Origin of the sequence: Mesorhizobium sp. SARCC-RB16n (assembly GCF_008520305.1) — a bacterium.
Taxonomy (GTDB): Bacteria; Pseudomonadota; Alphaproteobacteria; order Rhizobiales; family Rhizobiaceae; genus Mesorhizobium.
Map to the genome: position 1 here is coordinate 80,961 of NZ_ML703279.1, position 17,284 is coordinate 98,244.

The window sequence follows — 17,284 nt, forward strand, 5'->3', positions numbered from 1 at the left end:
TCATGGAAGCAATGCGTTATGGAAGCACCTGCGCTTTGGCGTCGGCACCTCGATGACACGTTCGAGTTTCTCAATCAGATCCGCAAGAGTTCAAGCCAGCAGGAAATCTGTCAGCACCTGATTTCCTATGCCCAGCGCTTTGGCGCCAGAAACGTGCTGGCAGGACCGATCCCGCCGCCGCGTGCGCTGAGGCGCGAGCAGATTTCCGATGTGCTGCTTGACGCCTGGCCGCAGCAATGGTCGGAGCGCTATTTCTCCAAAGGCTATCTCCATCGCGATCCTACCATTCAGCTTGTGAAGCGTGGGGTCACGCCCTTCCGGTGGAGCGAGATGGATCAAATTTTCCGGGTTTGTTCTTTTGGCCGACAGATCATGGCGGAGGCATCAGAGTTTAATCTGCGTGACGGCTTCACGGTTCCGTTCGCGACACTGAACGGACAGCCTGTTGGATTTTCTGTTGCAGGGGAGAAGCTCGAGCCGGGTCCTCACGACCGTCTCGCCTTTCAGTTGGTCGCCGCCTGCGCCTTCGGATGCGCGGCCCTTCTTGCGGATGGCAAACAGGCCTCGACACCGGTGCGTCTGTCGCCTCGACAACAGGACGTCCTGCGCTGGGTTGCCGAAGGCCTCACCGTCGTCGAGATCGCCGATCACCTGAACATCAGCCGCAACACGGCAGATACGCATCTGCGATTGGTGCGCCAGAGGCTCGGCGTGACAAGCAACGTGCAGGCCGTCACGACAGCTTTCCGCCTGGGGCTGATCAGCTAGCCTCACGCAATCGCGTGATGCCGCATCGGTCCGCGATGAACCATTGGTTGGCCTCCAAACTGGAGGACAACCGAGATGCTTCATGTCGTCACGTCGCACAATGCCGACGAATATCAGGCGGAATTGGATCAGGCGTTCCGTCTTCGCCACAAGGTGTTTGTCGAGGAAAAGGGCTGGACGGACCTGTGGCGTGAAGACGGTCGTGAAGTCGACCGCTTTGACGACAGGCGTGCCGTCCATATGCTCTTCACCGAGCAGGACCGTGTGGTCGGCTACCAACGCTTGCTGCCGTCGACGCGACCTCATCTTCTGTCGGACATTCTACCGGAGTTGTGCGAAGGCGCCCGTCCAGTGGGAGAAAACATCTGGGAATGGTCGCGTTACTGCGTCGAGCCGCAATATCGCGAACGGGGACGGATGCTGAGCCCGGTTGCCAATGCGCTGTTGTCCGGCATCGTCGAGTGGGGCCTGGGTAGCGAGGTGGACACAATCATTATCGAAATGAACCCGCTTTGGCTGCTGCGCCTGGTTCAGTTGCATTTCAAGGTGACGCCTCTGGGTCTGCCGAAAATGATCGCCGGGGAAGAGACGGTCGCGGTGACAGCCCGTTTTGATGAACGCACGTTGCAAAGGCTTCGTGAGACACGCAGCCCAAGCAACAATAAATCCGCATCGTAGTCGCGAGTCAGGTCCGAGCACGGAAGAGGTGCCATGCGCCGCTCCATCCAGCTTCTCACGCTTCATTTTGCCACCGTTGTCGCTGAGGAGGGAAGCTTCCTCGGCGCCTCCCGGCGACTGGGGATTCATCATTCCGCGCTTAGCAGGCGCATAAAAGATCTCGAATTGAGGCTGGGCGTGACTTTGTTCGACCGCCACCCGGGAGGGGTCAGGGCGACGGCCGTCAGCGCCTGTTTCCTGGCCAAAATACGACACATTCTGAAAGATCTGGACGACACGCTTCAGGGGGTTGAATCAGCAGGCCACAGCGATGGTCAGCCGCTGCCGATCGGATCGGACGGTCCACCCTGCCATTGCGGGTTTCTCAGTGCTGTTGTTGCCTGCTTGGACAAGAATCCCAACTTACCTGCTTTCGTCGCATTTCTGCGTAAACATCATCCCGAGCTCTGATCCCCATAGATCGCCCGCGCGCGAAATTCGCGGCCTTTGATGTCGCGGCGGCCCCAAGCGAACGCTCGATCCGTGGCATGAACTGCCACAACACGGGCGCAGCCAAATCTGGTTGGATCTGCTTGCAGCCGGCTTGACGACCGAACAGCTTGTGGCGTCCAGACTTCACGCTGAATCCAGCGGCGGCTGCAGAGCTGGTTCTTGGGATGCAGGTGAAGTCCTGCATCTTGGCTACGCAGCCAGCGGGACAGCGCGAGGAGTACCGCTCCCGACATGGTTCGCGCCGAAGACGCTCCGTTGTTGGAGAACCGATGTCTCGACGTTAGCTCACCGATTTTTGGGCGCGGCGCCAACCTGCCATCATTGACGACGTCCCGCCTGAGCTCGCGAGGCAGGCCTTTGCTACTGTGCAAAGAGAAAGGATCAGGGACCGCATCCATCCAACCCAGGATGGCGACGGCGCATAGGCCCAGACGTCAATCGCCTTCTACTGTCTGCTTGCGGCGCGCGTGCACCCGCCCCACAATTCGCCCAGTCAGGCTCAAGCATTTTCCGACGTGTCATCCCCTTCCGTCTTCCGGGTGCGGTTTGGTTTCAGGAAATCCTGTTGTGGAGCCACACAAAGATCTTGCGAGCAAACCTGCTCACCCTTGTAGTTGGCCAGGGCCTGCAGCAATCGCTGTCCAATCCGGCGTTTCATTTTTTCCTGGCCATCCTTCCAGTCGGCGAGCGATTTCAGGGCCACTTCTATCAACTCGATCGCGCGATCCTTGTCGCCGTTCTCGTAAAAATACTGACCGAGCGCCGGATAATTTAGGAACTTGAAGGCGCCGTCGCCTGCCGGGGGATCCAGAGTCAGGATGTGTTCGGATAGCTCTTTGCCCATCGCGAAGCGCTCGGCAGACGGAAGGTACGAATAGTCCTCCTCCGGATGGAAGAGTTGTTCCAGGACGTGTGACAGCCAATCCACGGAATTTTTGTTGATCGCGTCGCGAACGACGAGCTGCAGGACCGGCAAGCCCGCCCGCATGTCGCGCATTTTGTGAAGCAGCAGAGTTGCATGGCACGTGCGGATATTGGGATCGTCCGGGAACAAGGCGACGCCCTCTTCGATGGCCGTTAGCGCTGTGTGCCATTCCTGTGCCTTGAACGCGGCATGATACTTCTCCATGATCGGCATCTTCACCGCTCGTTCGCGCATTGCGGCTTCATTTTCGGCAACCCGCTTCGCATCACCGGCTTTCGCTTGCTTGCTGGCGCGCCAGCGGCCGTTCATCACTTTGGGCAAGACCTCATCGAGTTCCATCGGATGACCGATAAAGGCGATGGCGCCATCACGATCCACCACGAAGGAGGTCGGAATCCCGAGGGAGAGGCTGGGTTTCATCCAAAGCTTCTTCATTTCGCCTGTGAAGTCGAACGCTATCCGATAATTCAGATAGGAGCAGTTTTCGGTCAACCACGCGTCCAACTTGGTTCGCGCCTCGTCCGCGGTTGGAGCATCTTCAGAAGCTGCGACTGCGACGACCTCGAGGCCGCTGTCTTTGTATTTGTCCTGCAGCTGCGCCAGATGGGGCATCGCCGCCAGGCAGGGGCCACACCACGTCGCCCAAAATTCGACGATGTACAATTTCCCAGGCTGGAACGCTGTCAGCGGCTCGCCACGCAGCCAGCTCTGCACCTTGACCGCAGGGGCCGGGGAATCCATTCGAAGCACCATGTCGCTCTCCAAAGCTATTGCCAAATGCGCAACTTTTTGCGCGATCTTGTTTTTCCCGGGAAACGGAACACGCGACCGAAGCGTGTGGCAGCCCTCGCTCAGTATTGCCGCTCTTCAGCTTAAGCAAAGGCCGTGCCACCACGCTCAGGGCCAGTAAGCCTACGGCTTTGCTCAGGACGCTCTCATCGGCCAAGATCGCCCTTTGTAGCAAAACCGACATGGCGTCTGTCGCTGTCCGATTTTGGACACTGGCAGGAAAGGGTAGCCGCTCGCCGGCGGCCAACATCGATGGTCGGCTCGTCTAGCAGCAGCACTTCGGCGCTGGCGCGGGCTGCCGCTCTGTCGCGAGCAGGACACGTAGAGGACCACCGCAGTTGCCCAGAACAGTCCTACCTGTTGCTCGCTGTGCCTCAGATGAGCCGCGTGAAGCGCATGGTGCAGACCTCAAGTCTGTCGGAGATCACTGCGGCACCGAGGCCCGGATCTCCGCATTGGTCTCGGCCGATATTTGGCGCGCCAGGCGGATGATCCCTTCCGCGTCAGATAGGTGCACGCCCGCACCCGTCTCGAGACGGCCGACCCCCATGTCACCGGACTTGTCCCCTCGCCGCTTGTGCCTTGCGGCTGCGATAACCGCGATCGGATCGCATAAAGGTCTCGAGCATATGGGGGACCAGAGCCGCCGCCTCGACAGGCTCATACATGCGGCTGTATTCCGCCGCATAGCGCTCTAGCTCATCCTTGAGCGGCTCGGGAAGGACAATTGTCATGCGGACCGTCCCGAATTTCGGCAATGGGCCAAGTTTCAGGTTGCCCATGCGCCGCCTCCTATATACAAAGTGCGACAGAGTTATGTTGACCGTTCAGAGGATCGGCATAGGCGGTCAGATCGAGACGAACGGTCCGCGGCGTGATCTTGACCGGCCGATCGTCGGGAATTGCAGAAAATTTCAGCTTGGTCATGACGGATCCTTCGCTTCACTGTAGGGCTCCAGAACGAGATCGCGATTGACGATCACTCGAACCGGGAACCCTGGCCGGATGGTCAGTGTCGGCTGGACGCTAAGCTGGTTGCGCACCACCTGCTGGCCAATGTTGGAAGCTGAATCCTGTGCGCTTTCGCGAATGGCCTTGGCGATATTACTTTCGTCGTTGCTGGAACCAAGAGACGTCCCTATCCCGAGCAGGGTCGAGACCGCGGCAGCCCGGAACAGTTGGCCCCAGTGATGGTCAACCTCGTCTTCGAGCCCGGAGAACCCTTCAGTATCCGCACCCTGCTGGCGCTCCAGCACAATCGAGGTGCCATTGGGCATGATGAGCCGGTTCCACACCAGCAGCACGCGCGACTGACCGAAGGCGACCTGGCTGTCATATTGCCCGATCAGTCGCGCGCCTTGCGGAATCAGAAGATGCGATCCTGTCGGGCTGTCAAAGACATTCTCCGTGACCTGAGCGGTGATCTGGCCGGGAAGATCGGACCGAATGCCGGTGATGAGAGCGGCCGGGAGGATCGTTCCGGCCTGCACGATGTAGGGCGAGGCTTTTTCGGCGAGACGATCGGGGCTGACGGTGCGGCGATCAGGCTTGGCATTGACGAAAGCAAGCTGGCCATCCCGCATATTTTGAGCCGGGCCTAGGTCGAGCGCCGGTGACTCGGACAGCGGCGCGGAGCCTGACAAGACATCGCCGCCAGTGTTCGCGGCAGAACTCTGTCGCGCAGGATTGGCCCGCGCGTTGCTGTCGGTGAATAGCTTCGCCACGCGGGCGGCCTCGATCTCGGCTAGGCGGCGTTGTTCGTCCGGATCGGCACGCGGTGTGCGGATGTCCGGCACCTGGACCAGTTGTCCGCGCTCTTGCGCGCGCAGGATCGGTCGTCCGAGATCGCCAGGCAAAGCAGGACCGAGTTTCGGGACGCCCGAATAGTCCATCGGCAGCCTCTGCAGTCCGTCGGCGGTGGTACGGTTTTCCGTCGTGAAAAGTTCGGACGGCTGCTCGTTGCCCCGTCGTCTGCTATCGAGTGCCCAGATCAGCGTTCCGAGGATCGCGACGCTTGCGACGCCACCAAGCCCGACGAGCACTTTGCGCGACAGCCGCGTCACCCTGGCGGGTTCGGGGCGCAGCCGCAATTCCGTCCTGATATCCGGGTGCGATGAATTGGCAGTGTCGTTCATCGGAACAGCCCCGCGCGGCGCTGTAACTTGCCGTCCGTTCGCACGATGCGGACGCGCTTCTCGCTCGTCTTGTCCCCCAGCCTCAATTCGGCCGCGGCAAACAGCCTGTCGACGACGTAATAGTTTTGCCGCGCGCGGTAGTTGACCAATTCGGAGTTGCCGGATGGACCGATGACAAATAACGGCGGCATCTCGCCCTGGCCGATGCCCGAAGGGAATTCGATATAGACTTTTGCGCCGTCGTCGAAAGCGCGCAGCGGCTTCCAGGGCGCTGGGTCACCTTCGATGCGATAGCGGAAGTTGAGTTTTTGGATGTCGACGCCAGACGCCACAGGCTGCGCGGCGGAAGCCTCCGCGTTCTGGCGCCGGAGCGCAATGATCTGATCCTGCGGGTATTGCCATGAAACCGATGCCATGTACGTCTTCTCGATCGAGCGCAGCTCGAGATGATAGGTGCGCCGGTCGCTGTTGATGACCAGGTTGGTCTGGAGGTCAGGACGCGTCGGCTTGACGAGAATATGGACCTGCAAGCGCTCCCCTGCCCCACTTTGCGTATCGCCTATGATCCAGCGCACCGTGTCGCCGGCGGCGACAGGACCGGAGCCGACAAGCTGCTCGCCGGGCTGCAGCGCAATGTCGGTGACCTGACCGGGAGCGGCATAGACCTGGTACAGCGCGCCCTCGCTCCAGGGATAGAGTTGAATCGCATTGATGAAGCCGTCGCGGACGGGCTGCATTCGCGCGGCTTCATTCGCCTGGCTTATACGCAGCTTCGGGTCGGCAGCCTCGGCCTTGGCCTTGCCGCTGCCGACGGGCTTCAACTGGCCGGGTAGCGGGAGTGGTTTTGGAAGCTCCACCACCTTCACTGGACCGGACGGATCGGCTTTCCTCAGTGCGGGCGCGGCATCATCATAACCGACCTCCGGCGGAATGTATTTTTTCGAGGCGCAGCCGACGAGCGCCGTCGCCGATACCAGGCCTGCGGTAAGCGCACGCGCCGCCCATTTCCCTGTCGGTGTTCGTGCGGGATCGATCATGAAAGCTCCTTCGACCAGTTTATGGCATTGACATAGACGCCGAGCGGATTGGCTTTCAGCCGCTCGGCATCACGGGGTTGCTGAATGACAATGGTGAGAATGGCGGTCCACCGCTCGGTCCTGGCCAGGCTGCCATTCTCATAGCGGCGCTCGGTCCAGGCGACGCGGAACGAATCCGGTGAGGCACGGATAACGCTTGAGACGTCGATCGCGACCTGAACCTTGCCAACCTTGGCAAAAGGATCGTTCAGGCGGGCGTAGTCGTTGAGAGAGATGGCGCCACGATCGGTCGTGTAGTCGTAGGCGCGCAACCAGTTCTGACGCACGATGACGGGATCGTCCGCAATGCTTCTCACCTGTTCGATGAAGCGGGCGAGATGCCATGCGATTTGCGGATCGGTCGGCTTGAAGTCAGCCATGGCCGAGGCGACCACTTGCGCCTCACCAAACTTGTCTACTTGAACGACCCAGGGGACGACGGAGCCGCGCGTCGACTGCCAGACCAAAGCCGCGGCGAAGCCGCCGGCGAGCACGAGGGAACCGAAGGCCATTAGCCGCCAGTTCTTCGCCTGAACGCGCGCCGAACCAATGCGCTCATCCCAAGCCTGCGCGGCACGCTGGTACGGCGTCTCGGGCTGCGGCCTCGTGCCATAACGAACGGAAGGTCGTTTGAAAGGGTTCATCGGTGGTCATCCTGATGGAGAGAAACATTCATCGAGCCACCGCCGTGATCGCCTGAGCGGATGGAGTGAGCGGCCGTACTGGCGCCATGGCTCATGGCCTGGCTGCGCTTCATGCGAGTGGCCCATTCCGGCGGAGAGCCGGCTGTGGAGTTCGAAGGGGATGCGGTGGGCGATCCGGCAAATGAGGAAGCGTTTGCGGCTTCGCCCATGCTGCCGACAGGCGATTGCCCGCCAGTCGCAGTCCACCCGGCTGAGCGACCCGCTTGATTGCTGCTGCTCAGCCCCGACGCGGCACGCGACATGGCTTGCCTGACCGGTTGGACGGCGGCCCCGATCCCGGCCCGGGCAATACCGCCGAGACCGGCGCCAACTGCGGCGCCGCCGCTCTGTCCTGAGGCAGCAGTGGCGAGTCCATAGGCGGTCGACGTGCTTCCCGCCAGATGCGCACCGCCGCGCGCCGCAGCAGCCGACATGCGGGCTCCCGCGGCAACAGTACTTGCTGCACCACTCAGCCCTGCACGCGTGCCCATGTAAGTCGCAGCGCCGAGACCGGCGCCGGCGATGCTGGTGCCGACGGCTGCACCTGCACCGAGTTGCGGAGCGCCGGACACAAGGCCCGTCGCAATGCCAGGGCCGAAGATCGAGAGCCCCATTAGTGAGAGCGCGCCGAGCACAAGCGACAATGCATCGGTAATCGTGGGTTGTTCGGCGAAGCCTTGCGTGAACTCGCCAAAGAGGCCCGAGCCGATGCCGACGATGACGGCGAGCACGAGGATCTTCACGCCCGAAGCAACGATATTGCCGAGCACCTTTTCGGCGAGAAAAGCGGTCCTGTTGAACAGCGCAAACGGGGTCAGCACGAAGCCAGCCAGTGTCGTCAGCTTGAACTCGATCAGCGTGACGAAGATCTGCACGGCCAGAATGAAGAAGGCGATGAGCACGATCGCCCAAGCGATCATCAGTACCGCGATCTGGACAAAATTCTCGAAGAAGGAGACGTAGCCCATCAATTGGCTGGCCGCTTCGAGGATCGGATTGCCGGCATCGATACCAACCTGCGCGACCCGGCCTGGTTGTAGCAGCGCAGAACCGGAAAGTGTCGACCCGCCCGCCTTCAGGCCGAGCCCCGAAAAGCTTTCGAAGATGATGCCGGCGAGGCGATTGAAATTACCGATGATGAAGGCGAAGAAGCCGATATAGAGCGTTTTCTTGACCAGCCGGTGCAGAACGTCCTCGTCAGCGCCCCAGGCCCAGAACAGGCCGGCGAGCGTGATGTCGATGACGATCAGAGTCGAAGTGAGAAAGGCCACCTCGCCGCCGAGCAGGCCGAAGCCGGAATCGATGTACCGAGTAAAGGTTTCGAGAAAGCGATCGATGACGCCGGTATCGTTCATGGCGTCTTGTCCTCGCCGAGCGAGCGGTCGATCCGGCCAAAGCGATCATCGGCCGGCCACGCCGGTTTGTCGCGGTCGGCAGGCATGAAGAAGCGGCGTCGGCTTTCTTCCCAAGCCGCCTTGCACGCAATGTCGCGGGTCGCCTGTTCGCCAAGCGCGCGGCAACGCATGAGCTCACCGATCAGCGGACTGCCATCGGGGTCTGCCGGGCGCAGGGTCGGCCGAACGGGGTATTTGTCGTCATTGCGCGAGATGATGGTGATGGCGACCGCTAGTGCGAGCGCCGTCACCCCGATCAAGCGGGCGGCTGTCTTCACGTCCATCGGAGAAAACCTCAGTCGTGGAACATGCGAACAGAGGACGGGCTATAGGTTTTGCCGACTATGAAGCGGCTGAACTGTTCTCGGGCCTGTTCCTGCGCCGCGGCCTGCCTGGCGCTTTCCAGCGCAGCGGCCCGTCCTTGCGCGGCCATCATCGCAGTCAGATCGGCGATCTGCCTTGCCTGGACGGCGAGAAGTTGGTTGCCAGCTTGCGTCGCCTGCAGGATGCCGACGGCCGACTGGCTAGCGTCGACGGCCGTGCTCGTCTGCTCTCGCGTCCCCTCGATGTTGTCAACCGCGACGGCCCCGGCTTTCAACGAATGCTCGAATGATGAAACCGAAGTCTGCCAGCGATCTCGCGCACCATCGACAAGCTGCCGGCTGGACAGATCCGAGCCGAAATTCTCATAGGTCGACTTGAACTGGCTCTCGATGTCCTGGACGCTATAGGCAAGCTTGTCCGCCTCCCCGAGCAGGCTCTTCATCTGCGAGAAATTGCCTTCGATCCGCCCAAGCAGCGACGTCGGCAGTGAGGTCAGGTTCTTCGCCTGGTTGATCAGCATCTGCGCCTCGTTCTGAAGCGAGGTGACCTGGTTCTGGATCTGCTCCAGCGCTCGTGCGGCGGAAAGGACGTTCTCCGCATAGTTTCTGGGATCGAAGACGATCAGTGCCGATGCGGGCGCGCACGACAGGACGATGCCTACAACGACAACACTGGCCGCGGCCAAATGCGGAACACGGAGCCAATTGCGGACGGACTTCATGACGGAATCTCCTTTGCGGATTGATCGATGATGTTGGTGAGGTGGGCAACGAGGTCAGCGGCCCAGGAGAGACCGCGATCGGAAAGCCAGGTTTCCAAGAAATGTTCGCGACCGCTTTCAGCTATGATCCGCTCGATCGCCGCCTGATCTGTTTTCGATGAGGCGGCGCAAAGAGCGAGCGCGATCGGACCGAGGCCGAGTTCAAACAGCCGGTTGCCGCGCCGCGACTGGCAGTAATAATCGCGCTTGGGCGTCGCGCGGGCGACGATCTCGATCTGGCGGTCGTTCAATCCAAAGCGTCGATAGATATCCGTGATCTGCGGCTCAATGGCACGCTCGTTCGGCAGGAAGAGCCGCGTTGGACAGCTTTCGACAATTGCCGGCGCAATTTTGCTGGCATCGATGTCGGAGAGCGATTGCGTGGCGAAGATGACGGAAGCATTCTTCTTGCGAAGCGTTTTCAGCCATTCGCGGAGCTGGTCGGCGAAACCACCTTCATCGAGCGCCAGCCAGCCCTCGTCTATGATCAGTAGCGTCGGCCGTCCGTCCATCCGCTGTTCGATGCGATGGAAGAGATAGGCGAGCACGGCTGGAGCAGCACCCGTGCCGATCAAACCCTCGGTGTCGAAGGCCTGAACGGAGGCTTCGCCGAGACGCTCGTGCTCGGCGTCGAGCAACCGGCCGTAGGGACCGCCAATACAATAGGGTCGCAGCGCCTGCTTTAACGACGATGATTGCAGCAATACCGACAGGCCGGTCAGCGTCCGCTCTTGTACCGGTGCGGAGGACAACGACGTCAGCGCCGACCACAGATATTCCCTCACCTGCGGCGTGACGGGAACACCTTCGCGCTGGAGAATGTCGACGAGCCAGTCGGCCGCCCAGGCCCGTTCGGGCGTGTGATGGATGCCGGCCAGAGGTTGCAGCGAGACGTCCTCGGCGCCGTCAGGCAGATCAGTCAATGAGAGTACCGCAAGCGGATCGCCCGGGCCCTGACCGCTCGACGCACTGCTGCCGAGATTCTGCCAATCTCCGCCCATGGCAAGCACGGCCGCACGGATCGAGCCGCCGAAATCAAAGGCGAAGATCTGATTGTCTGGATAACGGCGAAATTGCAACGCCATCAGTGCGAGCAGAACCGACTTGCCGGCGCCGGTAGGACCGACGACAAGCGTATGGCCGACGTCACCAACATGCAGGCTGAACCGGAACGGCGTCGTGCCTTCGGTCCGGGCGAAGAACAGCGGTGCTGCACGAAAATGCTCGTCGCTTGCCGGCCCTGCCCAGATTGCCGAGAGAGGCATCATGTGGGCGAGATTCAGCGTCGAAAGAGGTGGCTGGCGGACATTGGCATAGACCTGGCCTGGGATGCTGCCGAGCCAGGCTTCGACGGCATTGACGCGCTCGACGATGGCAGTGAAATCGCGGGACTGGATGATCTTTTCCACCAGCCGCAGCTTCTCGTCAGCTATTCCTGCATCGAGATCCCACACCGTCACCGTCGCGGTGACGTATGCTTCGCCGATCTGGTCGGAGCCGAGTTCCTGCAATGCCGCATCGACGTCGGCGGCCTTGTTGGCCGCGTCCGTATCGACCAGGACCGAGGCCTCGTTGGTCATCACCTCCTTGAGGATCGCCGCAACGGACTTCCGTTTGGCGAACCACTGCCGGCGGATTTTTGTGAGCAGGCGGGTCGCGTCGGTCTTGTCGAGCATGATTGCCCGCGTCGACCAGCGGTATGGGAACGCAAGTCGGTTGAGTTCGTCGAGGATTCCAGGAAAGGTCGTGGTCGGGAATCCGATGACCGTTAACGTGCGAAGATGAAACTCGCCCAATCGCGGCTCCAGTCCGCCGGCGAACGGCTGATCGACCAGCAGCGCGTCGAGATGCATCGGCGTCTCGGGAACACGCACGCGATGGCGCTTGGTTGAGACTGTCGAGTGCAGGTAGGTCAGCGTCTCGCCATCGTCGAGCCAGTCGACCTCGGGAACGAAACCTTCGATAAGATTCAGAACGCGGTCGGTGCGGTCGACAAAGCCTTTCAACAGTTCCCACGCATCAACGCCGCTTGTTTCCCGGCCCTCATAGAGCCAGCTCTCCATCCGAGATCCTTCTTCGGTCGGCGGCAGCCAGACAAAGGTGAGAAAATAGCTGCTCTCGAAGAGCTCACCATGCGCCTCGCCACTGCCCCACCCGGGCGATCCCCGGTCGGCTTCACCCTCGAACTGTTCACGGCGCTCAACATCCACCAACGCCGAGGCGCTGTCGGGGAAAAGACCTGCCGGATAGTGTTGCGCTGCAAGCCGAGCAGCTTCGACGAAGATTGCCCAGCCGGAGCCGAGACGGCGCAGCGCATTGTTGAGGCGTGCCGTCGTGCCGACCAGTTCGGCCGGTGTTGCACTGTCGAGGTCGGGACCACGAAAACGCGCCGTGCGCTGGAAAGAGCCATCCTTGTTGAGCACGATGCCCGGGGCCACCAATGCGGCCCAGGGCAGATAGTCGGCGAGGCAGGATGGCCGTTTTCGATATTCGATCAGGTTCATCATTTGGGAAAACCACTCAGCAGCCGAACTGCGCGGGGTAGCGCAGGTGTCGGCGCACCACATCGACGAACTGGGGGTCGCGCTTGGCTGCCAGCACTGCCGCGAAATGACCGATGGCCCAGATCACGATGCCGGCGAACCAGAGGCGCAGCCCCAGGCCAACCGCGCCGGCCAGCGTTCCGTTCGCAATAGCCACCGCACGTGGTGCGCCGCCAAGAAGGATCGGTTCGGTCAGCGCCCGGTGGACCGGTACGAAGAAGCCGCGAACATCCTGTTCCATCAGATCAGCGCTCCGCCGCCGAACGAGAAGAACGACAGGAAGAACGAGCTCGCTGCGAAGGCGATCGACAATCCGAACACGATCTGGATCAGCCGCCGGAATCCGCCTGAGGTGTCGCCGAAAGCGAGCGACAGGCCGGTGACGATGATGATGATCACCGCGACGATCTTGGCAACCGGTCCCTCGATCGATTCGAGGATTTGTTGAAGCGGTTGCTCCCAGGGCATGGATGAACCCGCCGCGTGGGCAGGCACGATCATGGTGGCAACGACCGCAGCAGTAGCGGCGACCGGCAGAAAGACCGTACCAGTTCTACGGATAGATGATGAAATGAAGGGGATCGGGTTCATTCTTTGGCTCCAATGAGGACTGCGAATTCGCTTCTGGCCTGGCCTCGATTTTGGCTTCGAGGATGCGGTAATCGCCGGTGACGGGATCGAGCCCGTCGACGAGCGCGATCTCGACAAGACGGCGTGCCGAACCGCGGCCGGCAAGCACGGCGACAAGATCAATCGTTTCGGCAATGAGCGCACGCGGGACAGTGACGACGGCTTCTTGCACGAGCTGCTCAAGTCGACGCAGAGCCCCAAGGCCAGTGCTGGCGTGGATAGTGCCAATGCCACCGGGATGTCCGGTCCCCCATGCTTTCAGGAGATCGAGTGCTTCCGCGCCGCGTACCTCACCGATCGGGATGCGGTCGGGGCGAAGCCGCAGCGACGACTTCACCAGGTCGGAGAGAGAGGCGACCCCCTCCTTGGTCCGCAGGGCCACAAGATTGGGTGCAGCACATTGCAGCTCGCGCGTATCCTCGATCAGGACAATACGGTCGGAGGTTTTTGCCACCTCCGCCAGCAGCGCGTTGACGAGCGTGGTCTTGCCCGTCGAAGTGCCGCCAGCTACGAGCAGGTTTTTTCGCCGTTCGACAGCGAGCCGCAGCACATTGGCCTGGGCTTCCGTCATGATACCGGCGGCAACGTAGTTCTGGAGCGTGAAGACCGCGACGGCCGGCTTGCGGATCGCGAAGGTGGGCGCTGAAACGACGGGCGGCAGCAGCCCCTCGAACCGCTCCCCAGTTTCCGGCAGTTCGGCCGAGACGCGCGGCGAGCCGGAATGCACTTCGGCGCCGACGTGATGGGCAACGAGCCGGATGATCCGCTCGCCATCGGCCGGGATCAGCATCTCGTCGGCGGGAGATAGGCCTTCCTTCAGCCGGTCGACCCAAAGACGGCCGTCTGGGTTCAGCATCACTTCGACGATTGAGGGATCTTCAAGAAACTCGGCTATAGCCGGGCCCAGCGCCGTGCGCAGCATGCGCGCCCCGCGCGATATCGCTTCCCTGCCGGCATTTTGATTGTCTGCCACGATGATCCCCATTTTCCCGGGCGATTTTGTTTCGCGCCGCTGACGGGGATGATTAGAAGAAGCAGGAACGGCTACCTTGCAACAAGGAAAACGACCGGAGGCAAGGCGACGTGCAGAGACTTGCAAAATGCGGTGCAATCGATCTGGCCGACCGCCTCTGCTCGCTATTTCGCGTGCGGCTCAGCCGTGTCCGCCGATGATGGAGGCGCAATGTCCTCGGCAATTTCTTGCCTGAGGTTTGGTCCCTTGCTCAATCTGCGCCCGAGCGCATCGATGAAAGCGTCATAGCGCTGCCGACCTTTTGCGCGCGCTTCAGGTTGAGCGGTGTCAGGTAAGGCCGGGGTTGAGGTGAGCCAGAAGCGCACGAATAAGGCCAGCGTCTCGATCGAGATGCCGAGATCGCGTTCGACGCGCTGAACGCGCCGATCGATCTGGTCGAGGCGCCTTGTGATTGCCGCCTCTTTTCGCTCCTCAGAATCCGGGGAGAGAAAAGAAGCGATGGCCGCCTCGGCGATCAGCGACAGGGACACATCCCTCTTTGCGGCGTAGTCGGCAAGCGCATTCATGACCGCCGGTTCCAGATAGGCTGAGAGACGGCGCTTCTTCATGGAGGTCAAAGTTCGATTCCGTCTTTGGGATCGAGTGCGGCCTGTCGCGCGGTGCGCCGCATCGTTTGGTCGACCGAACGTCGTCGGGCAACCTCATCGTCGGATTCGTCGCGATCAAGATCGAATTCATCATTACGCACAAGCGTGGGCTCCGGCGCGATATCCTCATGTTCGGGCAATTCGGGCTGGCGGCGGATACCGCCATTGTCAGGATCACTGTCCTGTTGGTGAGACGATGCAAGTCCCGCCTGCGCCTCTGGCACCTTGGCAAGCGCCAGTCCAGTCCAGTCGTCGGGGCGCGAAGGGGCGCCCGTGGTTACGGGCTTGGGCGCAGAAAGAACGCGCTCGGCAAAGCGCGGATCTGCGAAATAGCGCGCCTTTTTCGCGCGGATCGGCGATAGTCCAGAGACCATCACAACGGCATCGGTCGGCGGCAACTGCATGACCTCGCCGGGCGTCATCAGCGCGCGGGCCGTCTCCTGTCGCGAGACCATGAGGTGCCCAAGCCAAGGTGAAAGACGATGCCCGGCATAGTTCTTCATCGCCCGCATTTCGGTTGCCGTTCCCAGCGAGTCGGAGACGCGCTTGGCGGTCCGCTCGTCATTGGTCGCGAAACTCACACGCACATGACAGTTGTCGAGAATGGAATTGTTCGGCCCGTAGGCTTTTTCGATCTGATTGAGTGACTGGGCAATAAGGAACGACTTAATGCCATAACCGGCCATGAACGCGAGGGCCGACTCGAAGAAATCAAGCCGGCCAAGTGCCGGGAATTCATCGAGCATCAGAAGCAAGCGATGCCGGCGATCCTTCGCCTGAAGATCCTCCGTTAGCCTGCGGCCGATCTGATTCAGGATAAGCCGTACAAGCGGCTTGGTGCGGCTGATATCCGATGGCGGCACGACCAGATAGAGTGTCGCGGGTTGCGCGTTCTCAACCAGATCAGCAATGCGCCAATCGCACCGGGACGTCACCTGGGCCACAACCGGATCGCGGTAAAGGCCAAGGAAGCTCATAGCGGTCGACAGCACGCCAGAGCGCTCATTCTCCGATTTGTTGAGCAGTTCACGTGCTGCCGATGCTACAACGGGATGCGGACCGGCATCGCCGAGGTGCTTGGTTAGCATCATGGTTCGCAACGTCGTCTCAATCGGCCGCTGCGGATCGGAGAGGAACTTGGCAACACCGGCCAGTGTCTTGTCATTCTCGGCGTAGAGGACATGCAGGATCGCGCCGACCAGCAGCGCGTGGCTGGTCTTTTCCCAATGATTCCGGCGTTCCAGCGACCCCTCTGGATCGACCAGCACGTCAGCGACGTTCTGGACATCCCGGACTTCCCAAACGCCACGCCTGACTTCCACCAGCGGGTTGTATGCGGTTGACGCAGCATTGGTTGGATCGAACAGCAGCACACGGCCGAAACGTGCTCGCCAGCCAGCGGTGAGCTCCCAATTTTCACCCTTGATGTCGTGAACGATTGCGCTGCCCGGCCAGGTCAGCAGGGTTGGCACGACCAGGCCGACGCCCTTGCCGCTTCGGGTCGGCGCGAAGCACAGGACATGCTCCGGACCATCGTGGCGAAGGTAGTCCAAATCAAGCTTCCCGAGAACCACGCCATCGACGCCGAGCAGTCCTCCAGCTTCGATCTCCTTTCGCACAGCCCAGCGCGCCGAGCCGTAGGTTGCCACGTATTTGGCCTCGCGCGCTCGCCATAGTGACATGCCGATAGCAATAGCAATCGCGATGAAACTGCCGCTCGCCGCGATCATCGCGCCTTCAACAAAGACGGTTGGTGCATAGGCGTCGTAGAAAAACCACCACCAGAAAAATGCCGGTGGCGGATAGATCGGTTGGCCAACGAGTTCGAACCAGGGCGAACCAAGTTGCTCTTGGTAACCTAGCTGCCAGGCGGTCCATTGCGTTGCTCCCCACGTGGTCGTGAGCACGATGGTGAAAACAGCGACGATCTGACCCCACAATATTCTGGTTGCCGGCATCATGACTCCCGATTCAACATCTAGGGAGCGAATAAGCAGAGTACGAACACAAGCAGTGCAAGAGGTAAGGCTTCATCGCGGCAGCTCGTTGTAACCAGACCTAAAAAGACTTGCGATCTGCGCTGGGCATGGGATCGCAATCCGCCCGCGAGCAGTTCCTGTGGCCGATGATCGATCATGGCATCACCTGATCAATGAGCCTCGGATCTGGGACGATGCTGCGATGGAAAGCTTCTTCTCCTCGCTGAAAACCGAGCGGACAGCCCGCAAGGTCTCCAGGACGAGGGATAACGCCAGGGACCGATGTTCGATTACATCGAGCGCTTCCACGGCCCTCGGCGAAGGCACCCGACCCTCGGCTATCTGAGCCGGTCGAGTTCAAGGAACAAGCTACGCTAGCTCAGCCCCGTTTCCCAAGCAGGCCAGACGCCGCAAAACGCGGCAAGCGGTTAAGAATGGGTCTATGGCGCAGGGTTCATCTGCTACGCGCTTCATCCTGCGGACAGCAA

At 61.1% G+C, this 17,284-nt stretch carries 18 protein-coding genes and 1 pseudogene; 4 read left to right on the forward strand and 15 right to left on the reverse strand.

The window, feature by feature from the left end; all coding sequences use genetic code 11:
• Positions 1-18: 18 nt before the first annotated feature.
• The 3 genes from C7I87_RS23640 (at position 19) to C7I87_RS23650 (ending at position 1,896) form a co-directional block, all read left to right on the forward strand.
• On the forward strand, positions 19-768 hold the full coding sequence (locus tag C7I87_RS23640) for a helix-turn-helix transcriptional regulator (protein ID WP_188393969.1): 750 nt from the start codon (positions 19-21) through the stop codon (positions 766-768).
• Between the two features lie 75 nt (positions 769-843).
• Complete coding sequence (locus C7I87_RS23645) at positions 844-1,446, forward strand: acyl-homoserine-lactone synthase (protein ID WP_149906466.1); 603 nt, start codon at positions 844-846, stop codon at positions 1,444-1,446.
• Between the two features lie 33 nt (positions 1,447-1,479).
• Positions 1,480-1,896: a LysR family transcriptional regulator gene (locus C7I87_RS23650; protein ID WP_149906467.1), complete on the forward strand. Its 417-nt coding sequence runs from the start codon at positions 1,480-1,482 to the stop codon at positions 1,894-1,896.
• 541 nt (positions 1,897-2,437) lie between these two features.
• Here C7I87_RS23650 and C7I87_RS23655 read toward each other — a convergent pair.
• From C7I87_RS23655 to C7I87_RS23725, 15 genes are all read right to left on the reverse strand, one after another.
• Positions 2,438-3,616 carry a TlpA disulfide reductase family protein gene (locus C7I87_RS23655; protein WP_149906468.1) on the reverse strand — a complete coding sequence of 393 codons (1,179 nt, stop codon included), beginning with the start codon at positions 3,614-3,616 and terminating at the stop codon, positions 2,438-2,440.
• 587 nt (positions 3,617-4,203) lie between these two features.
• Positions 4,204-4,434: a DUF2274 domain-containing protein gene (locus tag C7I87_RS23660; protein WP_149906469.1), complete on the reverse strand. Its 231-nt coding sequence runs from the start codon at positions 4,432-4,434 to the stop codon at positions 4,204-4,206.
• 10 nt (positions 4,435-4,444) lie between these two features.
• Complete coding sequence (locus tag C7I87_RS23665; RefSeq protein ID WP_149906470.1) at positions 4,445-4,579, reverse strand: DUF2274 domain-containing protein; 135 nt, start codon at positions 4,577-4,579, stop codon at positions 4,445-4,447.
• Positions 4,576-5,787, reverse strand: a complete 1,212-nt coding sequence (locus C7I87_RS23670) for a TraB/TrbI/VirB10 family type IV secretion system protein (protein WP_149906471.1) — start codon at positions 5,785-5,787, stop codon at positions 4,576-4,578. Before C7I87_RS23670 ends, C7I87_RS23665 begins: the two co-directional genes overlap by 4 nt.
• The gene (gene trbG, locus C7I87_RS23675) at positions 5,784-6,824 is read right to left on the reverse strand and encodes a P-type conjugative transfer protein TrbG (protein WP_149906472.1); all 1,041 of its coding nucleotides are present in this window, start codon (positions 6,822-6,824) and stop codon (positions 5,784-5,786) included. Before trbG ends, C7I87_RS23670 begins: the two co-directional genes overlap by 4 nt.
• Positions 6,821-7,507, reverse strand: a complete 687-nt coding sequence (trbF, locus tag C7I87_RS23680) for a conjugal transfer protein TrbF (protein ID WP_149906473.1) — start codon at positions 7,505-7,507, stop codon at positions 6,821-6,823. The genes trbG and trbF overlap by 4 nt, the downstream gene beginning before the upstream one ends.
• The gene (trbL, locus tag C7I87_RS23685) at positions 7,504-8,901 is read right to left on the reverse strand and encodes a P-type conjugative transfer protein TrbL (protein ID WP_149906474.1); all 1,398 of its coding nucleotides are present in this window, start codon (positions 8,899-8,901) and stop codon (positions 7,504-7,506) included. The genes trbF and trbL overlap by 4 nt, the downstream gene beginning before the upstream one ends.
• Complete coding sequence (gene trbK-alt, locus C7I87_RS23690; RefSeq protein ID WP_149906475.1) at positions 8,898-9,224, reverse strand: putative entry exclusion protein TrbK-alt; 327 nt, start codon at positions 9,222-9,224, stop codon at positions 8,898-8,900. Before trbK-alt ends, trbL begins: the two co-directional genes overlap by 4 nt.
• Positions 9,225-9,235: 11 nt before the next feature.
• Positions 9,236-9,985, reverse strand: coding sequence for a P-type conjugative transfer protein TrbJ (gene trbJ / locus C7I87_RS23695; protein ID WP_149906476.1), 750 nt, complete (start codon positions 9,983-9,985; stop codon positions 9,236-9,238).
• On the reverse strand, positions 9,982-12,531 hold the full coding sequence (gene trbE / locus C7I87_RS23700) for a conjugal transfer protein TrbE (protein ID WP_149906477.1): 2,550 nt from the start codon (positions 12,529-12,531) through the stop codon (positions 9,982-9,984). Before trbE ends, trbJ begins: the two co-directional genes overlap by 4 nt.
• 13 nt (positions 12,532-12,544) lie before the next feature.
• Positions 12,545-12,808 carry a VirB3 family type IV secretion system protein gene (locus C7I87_RS23705; RefSeq protein WP_149906478.1) on the reverse strand — a complete coding sequence of 88 codons (264 nt, stop codon included), beginning with the start codon at positions 12,806-12,808 and terminating at the stop codon, positions 12,545-12,547.
• Complete coding sequence (locus C7I87_RS23710; RefSeq protein ID WP_245262400.1) at positions 12,808-13,068, reverse strand: TrbC/VirB2 family type IV secretion system protein; 261 nt, start codon at positions 13,066-13,068, stop codon at positions 12,808-12,810. The genes C7I87_RS23705 and C7I87_RS23710 overlap by 1 nt, the downstream gene beginning before the upstream one ends.
• 52 nt (positions 13,069-13,120) lie before the next feature.
• A complete protein-coding gene (gene trbB, locus C7I87_RS23715) occupies positions 13,121-14,119 on the reverse strand; it encodes a P-type conjugative transfer ATPase TrbB (protein WP_188393970.1) in 999 nt (332 codons plus the stop codon).
• Positions 14,120-14,334: 215 nt separating this feature from the next.
• The gene (locus C7I87_RS23720) at positions 14,335-14,778 is read right to left on the reverse strand and encodes a CopG family transcriptional regulator (RefSeq protein ID WP_149906620.1); all 444 of its coding nucleotides are present in this window, start codon (positions 14,776-14,778) and stop codon (positions 14,335-14,337) included.
• 5 nt (positions 14,779-14,783) lie between these two features.
• Complete coding sequence (locus tag C7I87_RS23725) at positions 14,784-16,775, reverse strand: conjugal transfer protein TraG (RefSeq protein WP_149906480.1); 1,992 nt, start codon at positions 16,773-16,775, stop codon at positions 14,784-14,786.
• Between the two features lie 131 nt (positions 16,776-16,906).
• Between C7I87_RS23725 and C7I87_RS23730 the strand changes: the two are divergent.
• Positions 16,907-17,176 (forward strand): annotated as a pseudogene (locus tag C7I87_RS23730) (IS3 family transposase); the annotation flags it as partial.
• Positions 17,177-17,284: the final 108 nt, after the last annotated feature.